Raw genomic sequence first — 13,145 nt, 5'->3', positions numbered from 1 at the left:
CTGCTTTTCAGGAGCTCGTTCTCGACCTCCTCGGGGTAGACGTTCTTGCCGTTGGGGGTGACGATCAGGTTTTTCACGCGTCCGCAGATGGAGAGGTAGCCGTCCGGGTCCAGCCGGCCGAGGTCGCCGGTCCGGTACCAGCCGTCCTGCAGGACCTCGGCGGTCGCCTCCGGGTTCTTGTAATACCCCTGCATGACGTTGGGCCCCTTCACCACGATCTCGCCGATCTGCTCGTCGTTGCGGTTGTCGATGCGGATCTGGACGTCCGGGAAGAGCTTGCCGACCGTGCCGAGCCTGGTATGGCCGGGAGATTCGGCAGAGATGACCGGGGAGGTTTCGGTGATGCCGTACCCCTGGAAGACCGGGATACCGAAGGAGAGGAGCCCCTTGGCGATGGCGGGGTCGAGGGCGGCCCCCCCGCTGATGAACATGGTGCCTGCCCCGAAGGCCTTCTTTACCTTGGCGCAGACCAGCGGCCGGGTGACCGGCAGGGAGTAGAGCAGGCGCGACACCTTGTTCCCCTGCACGTTCTTCATGATGCGGTCGAGGATCATCCGGTAGACGGCGGGGACGCCGAGCAGGAAGGTCGGCTTCACCTCCGCCAGGTTCTCCCCCAGTTTCTTGATGGACTCGGCGAAGGAGACGGTCCCTCCAACCGAAAGAGGCAGCAACACTCCCGCCACCTGCTCGAAGACATGATTGATGGGGAGGAAGGAGAGAGTATGCATGCTGTCGTCGAGGCTGAAGTGGTAGGCGGCGCCCTGCAGGTTGGAGACGATGTTGGCGTGGGAGAGCATGGCACCCTTCGAGCGCCCGGTGGTGCCGGAGGTGTACAGGATGACGGCTGTGTCGGTTGGCCGGCGCGTCGACGGGGGCGGTGGCTGGTCCAGCGCTATCGCCTCGAAGGTGGTGATCCTGTCGTCGCGGCCGGCAGACGGGGTGATCGGAGAGAGGACGCTGGCCTGTTGCTCCGTTCCCTTGGCGTGGCCCGAGTCGACCAGCCGGTGGACCTGGCTTGCCAGGATCTCCATCCTCGCCACCGCTTCCTGTGGAATCTCATAGTTCTTGATGAGCTCCTGCCATTCCGTCTGCAGGGCCTCAAGGGCTTTGGACACCCCGGCATCCGCGGCTTGGTGCCGTGCGGGGTGCAGTATGACGATGCTTTGCAGGCTGCGTAGCGCCGGGAGGGTGTCGATGAGGGGGTCGAGGAACGACTCCTCGGTGAAGATGACCTTCGCCTCGCAGTCGACCAGGATGTGGCGCAGCTCCGAGCTTTTCAGCTCCTTGTCCACCGGGACCGCCACCCCGCCCGCCCGCAGGATGCCGAGGTAGCTCTCCACCCAGCGGGTGGAGGAGGGGGCGAGCAGCGCCGCGTGGTCACCCGGGCGAAAGCCAAGCTTGTGCAGGCCCGAGGCGATCTTGCCCGCGCTTTTCCAGAGCTCGCGATAGCTCGTTTCGCGCCACTGTCCGGCGATCTTCTGGCGCAGGGCGATCCTCTGGCGGAAAGCTTCGCAGCGGGTTTTCAAGTAGGAGTCGATCGTTTGCACTGGCAGCTCCTGCCGGGGATGGAATAGAGATAGTTATATCAGGAATTTCCATCGGCTGCCACGGTAGGCGCCGCTTTGGCCGCGATTGTCAGTGCATGGTGTTCCCCTTGAGCGCCTCGCCGAGCAAACGGCGCAGGTCGTCCTCCTCGATGAAGCGGAAGAGTTCGCTCTTGCCGAAGGCGACCTCCAGGGTGCCGCGGCGTTTCTTGAGGGTGACGTCAACCTCGTGCACGCCGTTACCAAGAAGCCCCGAGTACACCTGCTCAACGAGCCTCCCTTTCCTGTGCGGTTCCCTGCTGCGCAGATCGAAGTAAACGGCCTGGTCCAATGCGTCGTTGGTAAGGTAGATCATGGTGCACCTCCTTTGGTTTTTCTGTAGTAAACCATGGGAGTGCGACAGAAAATGTCGAAGAAGGTGCAGGCGGATGCGCCGTCGACACTGTTTCCGAATTGTGCTAACCTTCCGTGATGAAAGCCCGTGACGTTGTCAGGATGATCGAGAGCGATGGCTGGTACCTGGTCGTCACGCGGGGAAGTCACCGCCAGTACAAGCATCCTTCAAGGCCGGCAGGGTGACCATTGCGGGCCATTTAAGGGACGAGATTTCGCCGGGAACACTGAACAGCATTCGGAAGCAGGCGCAGATCGAGAAGGGAGACTGACATGTACCGATATCTAGTCGTTATTGAAAAGACCTCGACCGGTTTCTCTGCCTATGCTCCGGATCTCCCCGGATGTATCGCGACAGGGGAGACGCGGGAAGAGACTAAGAAGAACATGCAATCCGCCATTAAGCTTCACGTGCAGGGCCTTTTGGAGGACCATTTGGAAGTGCCCGAAAGCAAATCTTCTGCAGAATACATGGCGGTCGCCTAGTACTCTTACTCCCCACCTCAATCAATCCTTCATTCATCGAGAAGTCTCTTGTGACCGCTTCTGTCGCTGCCTGGTTCGGACAGCTGAGGACCGGTTGGAGTACATCCTTAAACGAAAAGGCTGGTAATGGAAAAAGACCGCATCAAATGGAATGAGCGCTACAGCGGGAGCGGGTACTTCTTTTCTTTGACCCCGTCGCGCGCTCTGGCGAATTGCATCGAACTGGTGGAGTCGCTGGTGCCCGGCCGGAGGGCGCTGGACATCGCTTGCGGCGAGGGGCGCAACGCCATCTTCCTGGCGGGGCGCGGATTCGAGGTAGACGGGGTCGACATTGCGGAACTGGGGCTGGAGAGGGGGCGGCAGCGTGCTGGCGAGCTGGGGCTGACCGTCAATTTCATTCAGGCCGACCTGGAGGAGTGCCATCTGCAGGGGAGTTACGACGTCATCCTGAATTTCAACTTCCTGCTGCGCCCCCTGATCCCGGAGATGGTCGAGGCCCTGTCGCCGGGTGGCGTCATCGTGATGGAGACCATCCTCAACGGTCCCAATATAATAGGGACGCACAGCGCGGAGTTCCTGCTGCAGCCGGGAGAGTTATTGCAGATCTTTTCGCAGTATGAGGGGAGGATACTGGAGTCGGCGGAGGAGCCGGGGATCGAGATGCCGGTGGCGCGCGTGATTTTCCAGAAGAAGGGTGTGTGACGGAGAATTGGCGAAATGATCCCTCGCCCCTGCCCCTCTCCCCCAAGGGGGGGCGAGGGGAGTAACAAGCGGGGAATGGGAGGTTCGCTAGCGGATGCCGAGGTAGACGGTGGCGATGCCGCCGGTGAGATCAAAGTGGCGCACGTTGGTGAAGCCGACCTCGGTCATCATCGACTTGAACTTGTCGCGCGAGGGGAACTCGAGCACGGAATCGGGGAGATACTGGTAGGCGCTCTGCTTCGAGAAGAGGCCGCCGATCGACGGGAGCACCTTCAGGAAGTAGAAGAGGTACAGGCTCTTGAACACCGGCGAGGTCGGGGTGGAGAATTCCAGGATGACCATCCGGCCGCCGTCCTTGAGCACCCGGTACATCTCGGAAAGCCCCTTGCTGCGGTCGACCACGTTCCTGATGCCGAAGGCGATGGTGGCGGCGTCGAAGCTCTTGTCCTCGAAGGGGAGCTCCTCGCAGGGGGCCACCTGGAAGGTGATGCGGCCGGCGTAGCGGGAGTTCTCCACCTTCACCTTGCCGAGATCGACCATCTCCTTGCAGAAGTCGGCGCCCACGATCTGGACGGAGTCGGGGGTCTGGGAGGCGATCTCCAGGGCCACGTCGCCGGTGCCGGTCGCCACGTCGAGCACGCGTCCCGGGCCCGAAACGGCGATTTTGCCTACCGCGAACCGGCGCCAGCGCCGGTCGATCCCCAAGGACAGCACTCTGTTCAGGAAGTCATAGCGCGGGGCGATGCTCCCGAACATGGCGCGAATCCGTTCACCCTTTTCCGACAATGCGTACATATTTTCCTACCTTTTTAATCCTCGAAATGCTATAAATTCTCGGTTCTTGCCAGCAGCTTGCTGATGTTTAAGGGTAGTTTATTAGCATAAAGCGGCGCAGCTTGCCAGTAAAAACCGATTTTTAGGAGGCGGCAGCGTGGTACCGTATTTCCGGCCCCAGGATATCGCCGATATCCTGATCATGACCTTCCTGGTCTACCAGCTCTATACCTGGTTCAAGAACACCAGGGCCCTCCAGGTGCTGTTCGGCCTGCTCTTCCTGGGCGCCCTCTACGTGGTCACCAAGAGCATGGGCCTTTTCATGACCAGCTGGATCCTGCAGGAACTGGGGACTGTGCTGCTGGTGCTGCTCATCGTGGTCTTCCAGGCCGAGATCCGGCAGGCCCTTTACCGGCTGAGCCTTTTGCGCAAGCTGTTTGACCGGCAGGAGACCTCGCTACGGGTGGACCTGCTGGAATTCTCCTCCGCCATCTTCACCCTCGCCTCCCAGCGCATCGGCGCTCTTACCGTCTTCCAGCGTGAAGAAGTGCTCGACGATTTCATCCTGCACGGCGTTTCCCTGGACTCCCTGGTGAGCGGCCAACTGCTGCAGAGCATCTTCGTTCCCACCTCTCCCCTGCACGACGGAGCGGTGCTGATCAAGGACGGCCGGGTCGCCCGCGCCTCCTGTCATCTACCCCTCTCGGTGAGCCCTGATGTCCCCCAGCATTTCGGCACCCGTCACCGTGCCGGTCTCGGCCTGTCGGAGCGCTCTGATGCGGTGGTGGTAATCGTTTCGGAGGAGCGCGGCGAGGTCTCGCTGGCCCTGGGCGGCGAGTTGGAGAAGATGGGGTCGCAGGCCGAACTGCATGAAAAGCTTTCCTCATTGCTGCTCCCCCTGTCCCGGGAGTCGCAGCGGGTGGGGCTCAAGGCGCGGCTCTTTTCCAACTTCTGGCCCAAGCTCGCCGTCTTTGCCCTGGTTTTCATCTGCTGGTCGCTCATCACCTACCGGCAGGGAGCGATCCTTACCGTCACCGCACCCATCAAGTTCCATAACCTTCCCGACAATCTGACCATCTCCCCTCGCAGTTATCCGGAGGGGGTAGACCTCCAGCTGAAGGCGTTCTCCAATCTGGTCGCCTCTCCCAAGGACCTCGATGTCGTCATCGATCTCGATCTCTCGGGGGTCAAGGAGGGTGGCAATACCGTGGCGATCAGGAAGGAGGACATCAAGCTTCCTCCCGGCGTGGTCGTCACCAGCATGGAGCGTTCCAAAATCTGGTTCTCCACCGAACGTAAAACACGCAAGGAGAGTTCCAGGGTACGCTGACAAATTTCCTGCTGATTTCCTGCAGCCGCGCCAGGCGCTGGATTGCGGTTCGATCGCCCCTCCATGGCACCCCTTTTGCGGCGCCTCGACGGCCTTTGCCAGTATTTCTAGGCTATAAAAGCTTGACATTAGTAAAACAACCGTTATATAAATAGACCGGCCTATCTCTTTTTCTAAAACACATGAAGGAGGGTTCATGACATATAGACTGAAGCTGCTAGCCTTATGCCTTCTCGTCCTTTCCTTCCCTTCCCTCGCCTTAGCATCCAAGACCCATCACGTAAAGAAGAACGAAACCGTTTATAGCCTCGCCAAGAAGTACCACGTCACCGTCGAAGAACTCAAATCCGCCAACAATTTGGTCGGTAACAAGTTGAAGCCCCGCACGGTGCTGGTCATTCCTCCCCGCACGATCGCAGCCTCCTCCTCCGTCGCCTCCGGCGCCACCTACAAGGCGAAGAGGGGCGACAGCCTGGCCCGCATCGCCAAGAAGAGCGGCGTGTCGGTGGCCGAGCTCAAGAGGCTGAACGGTCTGAGCGGCAACAAGGTGAAGCCGGGCAAGGTGCTCGTTCTGAGGGAAGCCGCACCGGTGGAAGAGTCGCATCCCAAGGTGGCCAAGAAGCTGCAGCTTCGCCACGGCGACCTCTTCTCCGAGAAGGATTATGAGCAGAGCCTGCAGGAGCTGACCGAGGATATCACCGGGGAGCGGCAGGTGGACCTGAGGCAGAGCGCGGAGCTGAAGGTCGACAGCATCAAGGAACTGAAGAAATCGGCCTACGGTTTCCTGGGCACCCGTTACCGCTTCGGCGGCACCTCCCGCATCAGCGGCATCGACTGCTCCAGTTTCGTGCAGAAGGTGTTCCGTGAGCTCGAGGTTTCTCTCCCCCGCACCGCCCGCGAGCAGTTCGAGGTGGGCAAGGTGGTGGCCCCTGGCGACCTGCAGAAGGGTGATTTGATCTTCTTCAGCACCTACGCGTCCTACGCGTCCCACGTCGGGATCTACCTCGGCAACAACAAGATGATCCACGCCTCCTCCCGCGACCACCGGGTGGTCATCTCCCCCATGAACACCGCCTACTACCGCTCCCGGTTCTTGGGCGCCAAGCGGATCACCAAGGTGAACCCCGACGTCTTCAAGCTGGATGACCTGATCCTCGGTGTGGAAGAGGAGAACCCCGACGAGCTGCAGCAAAACGACACCCTGGGCATCGGCAGCAGCGTGAGCAACTAGTAAACCGTCGTAGCGACAACGAACCAACCAATCCGGCCCTTTTGGGGCCGGATTTTTTTTGTGTGCGCCCCAAGGGGGCGGTGTATTATCTGTATCCCCCTCTGCCAGCGCCCCCCTCCCTGCGGGAGAGGGCAGGGGTGAGGGAGGCCTCACATCTCCGTGCCAACTTCCCGTATCCTCTCCTGTCGCTAGAGTGGACGGTTGGAGGTGGTGGAAATGAGAAAACAGAGCTATCCTGCGAGTTACCATGAACCTTCTTCTGACCTACAAATGCCATCCTGAAGGCGCCTCCGATCCCTTCACCTCCCTGCTGCCGGCGGGACTCCTCACCCTGGACGCGGTTGCACGCAAAGCCGGCCACCAGGTGACCCTCGCCAACCTGTCCGCTCACTCCTGGCGGAAGGTGCGGGAGTTGATGAAGAAGCTCCGTCCTCAGGTGGTCGGCATCTCCCAGTTCACCCACAACCGGGAGGAATCGCTTGCGCTTGCCCGGCTGGCGAAGGAGCTGGACCCGCGCTGCTTCGTGGTGCTGGGCGGCCCGCATGCCACCCATTCCTGGCAAGAGATCCTCCCGGCGCATCCCGAGGTGGACGCAGTGGTGATCGGTGAGGGAGAGTCGACTCTGGTGGAGCTCCTGGAGATCTTGGGGGAGGGAGGGGATCTTGCCCAGGTGGCGGGCATCGCCCTCCTGAAGGACGGCAAGGCCGTGTGCGGACCGCCGCGCGCCCCCATCGGCGACCTGGATTCCCTGCCGCTCCCCGGGCTGGAGACCTCCCTGAGCTATGGGGTGGATTACCGGCGCCAGCTCGAGTTCGTGATCACCTCCCGCGGTTGCCCGGCGAGCTGCCTCTTCTGCTCCTCCCCGCTCTTCTGGGGGCGGGGTGTCCGCTTCCGTTCCCCTGCTTCGGTGGTGGGCGAGCTTCGCATGCTGAAGGAGCGCTACGGCCTGGTTTATTTCTCCTTCCGGGATGACACCTTCACGGCCGACAAGCGGCGGGTGCTGGAGATCTGCCGGTTGATGCGCGAACAGCAGCTGCACCTGGCCTGGAACTGCCAGTCCCGCGTCAATGCGGTCGACGAGGAGATGCTGGCCGCCATGAAGCTTGCCGGCTGCGAGTGCATCCAGTTCGGAGTCGAGTCGGGCTCCCCCGCCATGCTGAAGGCGCTCGGCAAGCGGATCCTTCCGGCCGACGTGGAGCGCGCCGCTGCGGCGGTGCGCAAGGTGGGGATCAACCTGTCGGTGTACCTGATCACCGGCATCCCGGGAGAGGGGGAGGAGGACCTGCGGCAGACCCTGCGGCTGATAGAGAAGATCAAGCCGCAGGACGGCCAGGTCTCCCCGCTGGTCTATTATCCGGGAACCCGGCTCTTCGACGACGCCGTGCACGAGCGGGTGGTCCCCTCCGACCTCTTCGAACGAAAAGAAGGTGAGGGCTTCCTGGTTCGCAAGGACCCCTTCGTGGAGCGGAGCCGGGAAACCATGCTGAAGACCTTGCTGCGGACCGGTCGCAAAGGGGCCTACCGGGCCGGGGACTTCGATCGGCAGCGGGCCTTGCTGGGCTACTGTTTCGTGACCGAGATGCTGGCCGGCGAAGCGCTGGAGCAGGATGACAACTGGCCGGGCGCCCTGGCGCTGTACAAGGGTATGCAGCGCAAGGAGCCGAAGAACCCGTGGGGATATCTGCTGGCAGGTGGGATGCAGGCGAGGATGGGGGAATTCTTTGCCGCCAGGGAGAGCTACGCGAAGGTGTTGACGCTCGTGCCGAACCACCTCCCCGCGCTGGTCGCCCTGGGGGAGATCGCCCTGGCGGAGGGCGATGCCGCCGCGGCGCGCAGGCATTTTAAGCAGGCCCTGAAGCTGGAGCCTTCCGACGAGTCCGCGCGCGAGGGGCTGGCTGCGGCAGGCGGCTGAAAGCCGGGGCCGGACGGCAGGTTCTCCATGGGGTGCTGTCCCCGGGAACTGTGAGCAAAAAAAAGGGTGCGGCCGTCAGGCTGCACCCTTTTTTTATCGACTGCCGAAAACGGCTTACTTGTTGACGGCGAGGCCCGGAGCGAAGATGATCTTGTCGAAGGTACGCTTGAGGGTCTTGCTCTGGAAGTTGATCATCGGCGGGGAGTCCGGGAATTCCACGGTGTCGCCCACTTTAACCGGGGTCTGCATGGCGGCGACCCACAGCTTCTGGCCGTTCTCGTCGACCTGGACATAGGTATACCCGCCGGAGTCCATGGTCTCGATTACCTTGCCTTTGTGGCCGGCACCGGGCTTGATCTCCTGCGGCTTCAGGCCGGCATGGGGATTGCCACCGGGGACCGCACCAGGGGCTGCACCGGGGGCTGCACCGGGCTGTCCTGCGGGTGCTGCCGCTTCGGGAGCGCCTGCCTGGGGTGCTTCTTCCTTCTTCTTGCAGCCAGCTGCTGCAATGGCAACGATTGCCAACATGACAACCAAAGTCTTCTTCACAGTGTCCTCCGAGTTGGATAAATTTAAGCTTTTAGCCGACGCACAAAATAGCACCGTTTTTCTGGCTTGACAATATAAAAATTCCTATGTCAATGGTCCGAGAGAATGGGATAATTGCGTGACTTCCCTCACCCCCGCCCCTCTCCCGGAGGGGGAGGGGGGAAAGGAGTCAGTTGCCGATCATGACCTCGCCGGTGTCGGTGATCAGCCGACCCGGCAGCTCAAAGACCCTCTTGAAGATGTTCAGCACCCCCTTGGCGAGGGTCTTGACCGGGATGGCCTTGACCTGCGGATCCTCGATCTTCCCCTTGGCCTCGAAGTAGGTGGTCACCAGCGAGTGCTCCTTGCCGGTCAGGATCCAGCCCACGATCGGTATCCTGCTCACCACCTTGTCCACCGTCTGCAGCGGCTGCACCCCGATCTTCAGGTCGAGCTCGTCGCGCACCATGTCCAGTTTGCCCACCGCGGAGAGGTTCATGGCGTTGCTGTCCAGGAAGAGGTTCTGGGTGGAAAGGGCGCCATCCCGGACGGCGAAGTCGCCGGTGATCTTGTTGTAGGGCATCCCCCCCGACACCATGTCCGGCAGCTTGAGCTTGAAGAGCTGCGACACGTTCAGGATGGAGAAGATCTTGGAGAGGGTGGCGAACTGCTTCAGGGTGCCATGCTCGATCTTCAGCGACACCGCTCCCAGTGCCGTTCTCTTCCAGTCGGCTGAGCTATCCCCCTTGGCGGTCAGGTCGCCCCGCAGGGTGAGGGTGCCGGTGATCTCCTGTTTCTTCACCCCCAGCATGTGGGCCACCTTCTCGGCGGAGGCCCGCTCAAGGTTCCAGCTCGCCTGGTAGCGGGTGGCGCCCGAGCCGAAATCTATGCGTACCTTGCCGGTGAGATCTCCCTCGGCGGTGGAGCATTCCAGGGGCTGCAGGTAGAGGATGTTCTCCTCCAGCATGACCACCGTCCTCAGCCGCTGGAAGGGGATATCCTTGGCCTTTCCTTCGGCTGCGAAGAGGTGGATCTTCCCGTTGAGAGTCGGGCCGCCGGCCGCGCCGGTGCTGCTCGCGCCGGTGCCGCTGCCACCTCCCGAAGAGCCGAACAGCGGGGTGATGTCTTCCAGCTCGAGGTGGGAGGCGGTGACCGCGAGATCCATGCGCGGGTGCTGCAGCTCCTGCAGGACCCCCTTCAGCTGCATCGTGCTGTGCCCGATGGTGCCGGAGAGGGCGCTGATCTGCAGGTAGTCCCTCTCCTTGTTGAAGGAGACGCTCCCCTGTACCCGGTCGATGTGCAGCGGCCCCCGTCCCCCGGTGAGCCCGAGGTCCGCCAGGTCCAGGGCCGGCGAGGTGAAGACCAAGGTGACGACCGGGCTCTTCAAGCCGCTCAGGGTGCCGTGCCCGCTGATGGTGGAGGAGCCCACCTTGGCGGTGAACTGCGAACTCTCCAGGTTCTCCCCGCCCACCTTCAGGGTGCCGTTGATGTCGGAGAGGGGCCGGACCTTGTCAGCCGCCTTGAGCGAGACGCCGGCAAAGCCCACCGTCCCTGACCAGCTCAAGCGATCGAGCCCCGGCCCGCTGCCGTGCAGCTGCGCCTGCAGCTTGCCGGCCGGGTGGAACCTCGCCAAAGCCGGCGTGAGGGGCGCGATATCTCCGCACTGGAACTGATTGGTCTTCAGGTCCAGACTCACCGGCCCGTCGTAGCCGCTCACCGAGGTGGCCGACAGCGCCAGGGAGGAGAGGCTGTAGTTGAGGGCAGTGATCCGGAAGTCCTGCTTTCCGAAGGTGACCTTGACGGAGACGGCGTTGGGGCGTCCCTGCGGCTTGCTGATCAGTTCCGGCAGCGTGTAGGCCACGGGGGTCAGATCGCCGGCGGCGGTGACGTTGTAGGCGGAGGTGCCCCCCTCGCCAGTCACCCGCAACAGCGCGCCGTCCCCGAAGTGGAAGCGGCGGTCCCGTTGCTTGCCCAGCACCCAGGCCGCTTCCTGCTGTTTGGCGCGCACATTGGCGGTGAACAGGTAGCGGCAGGGGGTGTCGAGGGGGTAGTCGGTGATGCGCCCCTCCAGCGCCATCGGAGAGCTGCCGAAGGTGCCGTGCATCCCCTTCAGGATGAAATCCTTACCGGCCAGGTACAGCTCCCCCTTGATGTCGCTGCAGACCGGGAAGCCGTTGCCGTAGGCGACCACCCCTTCCTCCACGTGCGCTTTTACGTAGAGGATGTCGTAGTTGTGGCCGCGCTCCATGTGCAGGATCTGGCTGACCGTGCCGTCCAGCCGCCCGTCTTCCAGCCGGTAGAAGCCGCCGGTGACCTTCTGCTCGATGAAGTCGGCGGTGTCTTTCACGATGATGCCGTAGGGGATGAACTGCCGGTACTCGCGCAGGTTGAAGCGGTTGGTGGTGGCCTTGGCGGTGATGCGCATGTCCTTGCCGTGCAGGTCGGAGAGCCGGCAGCTCCCCTGCACGGCCAAGCCGTCCACGTTCAGCTTCACATGGTCGAACTCCAGCTTCTTGTCGTTGAGCTCGATCTCGCAGGAGGCTTTCACCGATTTGGGGGTGAGCCTCGCGTGGAAGACCTTCGGGTAGTCCAGGTTCAGCCCGGTGATGCCGACCTCCGCCTTGCTCTTGAAGGCGGTGGGGCGCCCCTTGAAGGTCGCCTCCAGCGAGACGAGGCCCGCCAGGTTCTGGAAGGGGAGGAAGCGCCCGTAGTAGGGCCAGAAGTGCGCCGTGTCGAGGCCGCCGGTGCGTACCCGCCCGGTGATCTGGCAGCCGCTCCAGGGAGCACCCGCTTTGGGGAGCTTGGCCACCCCGGCCAGCAGGAGCGGCACCTTGCGGGCCCCCGCCATCAGCGAGCCTTTCACTTCGAAGTCGCAATCCTTGCCGCGGGTCAGCCGGCTCAGGTAGAGGTCGGTGTTGGACAGCTCGGTGACCACCGGGGTCGGGGCGACGGCGAGGTCGGTGAAGCGGACCTGCGCGTTCTCGAGCTGGATGGCGCCGATGCTTGGGGGAGCAGCAGCGGGAGTGGGGGGGGCGGCAGGAGTGAGGAGGTCGGCGATGTTGAAGACGCCGTCGCGGTCCCGGGAGAGCTGCAGCACCGGGCGCGCGAGCTGCATGCGGGCGAGCACGAACTCCTGGCGCAAAAGCGGCAGCAGGGCGATGCGGAGGGTCAGCCGGTCGGCCTTGACGAAATCGTCTACCCCGTTTTTCTCCTTGATGACGATGTCGTAGAAGGTGAAGGATGGGCCGAAGCGGAAGGAGAAGTCGCCGGAAGAGTAGCGGATGTCCCGCTTGAGGGCGCTTCTCACCTGCGCCACGATCTGCTCCTTGTAGGTGTCCAGGTCGAGGTAGCGAAGCGAGAGGCTGGCGCCGATCACCAGGATGGAGACGAGGGTCAGCAGGGTCGGCAACAGCCAGGTTCTAAGCTTTTTGCTCATGGGTATGGTGTCCGCGAGTCAGGTGAAAGACGCTTGCGCAGAAGGTAGTTTATTGCCCTTCGACAGGCTCAGGGCGAACGGCGCTGGTTGGATCCGTTCATGCTGGGTTGGGCCGTTCATGCTGAGCTTGTCGAAGCACGACTTTGAGTAGCATCAGAATCAATCCCCCCTCCCCCTTTTTATGGGAGCCGTTGCGGGGGCATTTTGCTAACCGGTAACGCTTTGCCGCTAGGCGGCGTCCGCCGGGAGCTCGATGATGAAGCGGCTCCCCCGGGGGGCGTTCTCCTTGGCCCTGATGAAGCCGTGGTGGTCGCTGATGATGGTGTTGACGATGGCCAGCCCCAGGCCGGTCCCGCTCTTCTTCCTGGAGAAGTAGGGCTCGAACAGCCGCGGCCGGTCCTCCGGGGAGATGCCGTGCCCGGTGTCGGCGACGGTGATGGTCGCCATCTTGAGCACCTTGTCGTAGGAGCTGGAGAGCTGGATCTCCCCCTCTCCCTCGATGGCGGCCACCGCGTTGTCCAACAGGTTGATCAGCACCCGCTTGATCTGGTCCCGGTCCAGCATGATGGGGGGCATCAGGTCGTCGGTGGAGAGCTGGAAGGCGATCCGGCGGTGCGCCTCGACGTAGAGGGTGAGCGCCTCCTTCAACAGGCCGTTCAGGTCGTTGGGGGATAGCACGGCGGCCGGCATGCGGGCGAAGTTGGAGAACTCGTCCACCAGACCCTTCAGTTCGTCGACCGACTTGATGATCATGTTGGTGCACTCGTCGAAGACCTTCTCCTCCCCCTCGAAGCGGGCGAGGTAGCGCT

Annotated in this window: 11 protein-coding genes and 1 pseudogene; 6 read left to right on the top strand and 6 right to left on the bottom strand. The window is 62.5% G+C overall.

Annotated features, from left to right (window positions below; translation table 11 throughout):
* On the bottom strand, positions 1-1,547 hold a 1,547-nt coding region (locus VJ604_RS12635; RefSeq protein WP_324083030.1), incomplete at its 3' end, for an AMP-dependent synthetase/ligase.
* Between the two features lie 88 nt (positions 1,548-1,635).
* The gene (locus tag VJ604_RS12630) at positions 1,636-1,899 is read right to left on the bottom strand and encodes a hypothetical protein (protein ID WP_324083028.1); all 264 of its coding nucleotides are present in this window, start codon (positions 1,897-1,899) and stop codon (positions 1,636-1,638) included.
* Positions 1,900-2,015: 116 nt separating this feature from the next.
* Here VJ604_RS12630 and VJ604_RS19305 point away from each other — a divergent pair.
* From VJ604_RS19305 to VJ604_RS12620, 3 genes and pseudogenes are all read left to right on the top strand, one after another.
* Positions 2,016-2,209, top strand: a pseudogene (locus tag VJ604_RS19305) (type II toxin-antitoxin system HicA family toxin).
* A 1-nt stretch (position 2,210) separates the two neighbouring features.
* Entirely contained in the window at positions 2,211-2,423 is a 213-nt protein-coding gene (locus VJ604_RS12625) for a type II toxin-antitoxin system HicB family antitoxin (protein WP_324083026.1), read from the top strand.
* Between the two features lie 126 nt (positions 2,424-2,549).
* Complete coding sequence (locus VJ604_RS12620) at positions 2,550-3,125, top strand: class I SAM-dependent methyltransferase (RefSeq protein ID WP_324083024.1); 576 nt, start codon at positions 2,550-2,552, stop codon at positions 3,123-3,125.
* Positions 3,126-3,212: 87 nt separating this feature from the next.
* Here VJ604_RS12620 and ubiE read toward each other — a convergent pair whose 3' ends face one another.
* The gene (gene ubiE, locus VJ604_RS12615) at positions 3,213-3,920 is read right to left on the bottom strand and encodes a bifunctional demethylmenaquinone methyltransferase/2-methoxy-6-polyprenyl-1,4-benzoquinol methylase UbiE (RefSeq protein ID WP_324083022.1); all 708 of its coding nucleotides are present in this window, start codon (positions 3,918-3,920) and stop codon (positions 3,213-3,215) included.
* Positions 3,921-4,056: 136 nt separating this feature from the next.
* On the opposite strand from ubiE, the gene cdaA reads away from it, so the two are divergent.
* The 3 genes from cdaA (at position 4,057) to VJ604_RS12600 (ending at position 8,372) form a co-directional block, all read left to right on the top strand.
* A complete protein-coding gene (gene cdaA / locus VJ604_RS12610; RefSeq protein WP_324083020.1) occupies positions 4,057-5,229 on the top strand; it encodes a diadenylate cyclase CdaA in 1,173 nt (390 codons plus the stop codon).
* Between the two features lie 196 nt (positions 5,230-5,425).
* The gene (locus tag VJ604_RS12605; RefSeq protein ID WP_324083018.1) at positions 5,426-6,460 is read left to right on the top strand and encodes a C40 family peptidase; all 1,035 of its coding nucleotides are present in this window, start codon (positions 5,426-5,428) and stop codon (positions 6,458-6,460) included.
* A 247-nt stretch (positions 6,461-6,707) separates the two neighbouring features.
* On the top strand, positions 6,708-8,372 hold the full coding sequence (locus VJ604_RS12600) for a B12-binding domain-containing radical SAM protein (RefSeq protein WP_324083016.1): 1,665 nt from the start codon (positions 6,708-6,710) through the stop codon (positions 8,370-8,372).
* A 114-nt stretch (positions 8,373-8,486) separates the two neighbouring features.
* Here the strand turns inward: VJ604_RS12600 and VJ604_RS12595 are convergent, their stop codons facing one another.
* The 3 genes from VJ604_RS12595 to VJ604_RS12585 form a co-directional block, all read right to left on the bottom strand.
* Positions 8,487-8,921, bottom strand: a complete 435-nt coding sequence (locus VJ604_RS12595; RefSeq protein WP_324083014.1) for a hypothetical protein — start codon at positions 8,919-8,921, stop codon at positions 8,487-8,489.
* 169 nt (positions 8,922-9,090) lie between these two features.
* Positions 9,091-12,336 (bottom strand): YhdP family protein, encoded by a 3,246-nt coding sequence (locus VJ604_RS12590; protein WP_324083012.1) that lies wholly within the window; start codon positions 12,334-12,336, stop codon positions 9,091-9,093.
* Positions 12,337-12,564: 228 nt separating this feature from the next.
* The coding region (locus VJ604_RS12585) for a sensor histidine kinase (RefSeq protein WP_324083010.1) at positions 12,565-13,145 on the bottom strand (581 nt) is incomplete at its 5' end.

The organism is Geomonas sp. (assembly GCF_035254065.1).
Lineage (GTDB): Bacteria > Desulfobacterota > Desulfuromonadia > Geobacterales > Geobacteraceae > Geomonas.
This window is presented reverse-complemented; position numbering and strand designations above follow the sequence as displayed.

Bases quoted from the DNA above. Each gene is read 5' to 3' on its own strand.
- VJ604_RS12630 (WP_324083028.1), bottom strand. From the start codon at position 1,899: ATGATCTACCTTACCAACGACGCATTGGACCAGGCCGTTTACTTCGAT.
- VJ604_RS12625 (WP_324083026.1), top strand. From the start codon at position 2,211: ATGTACCGATATCTAGTCGTTATTGAAAAGACCTCGACCGGTTTCTCT.
- VJ604_RS12620 (WP_324083024.1), top strand. From the start codon at position 2,550: ATGGAAAAAGACCGCATCAAATGGAATGAGCGCTACAGCGGGAGCGGG.
- ubiE (WP_324083022.1), bottom strand. From the start codon at position 3,920: ATGTACGCATTGTCGGAAAAGGGTGAACGGATTCGCGCCATGTTCGGG.
- VJ604_RS12605 (WP_324083018.1), top strand. From the start codon at position 5,426: ATGACATATAGACTGAAGCTGCTAGCCTTATGCCTTCTCGTCCTTTCC.
- VJ604_RS12600 (WP_324083016.1), top strand. From the start codon at position 6,708: ATGAACCTTCTTCTGACCTACAAATGCCATCCTGAAGGCGCCTCCGAT.
- VJ604_RS12590 (WP_324083012.1), bottom strand. From the start codon at position 12,336: ATGAGCAAAAAGCTTAGAACCTGGCTGTTGCCGACCCTGCTGACCCTC.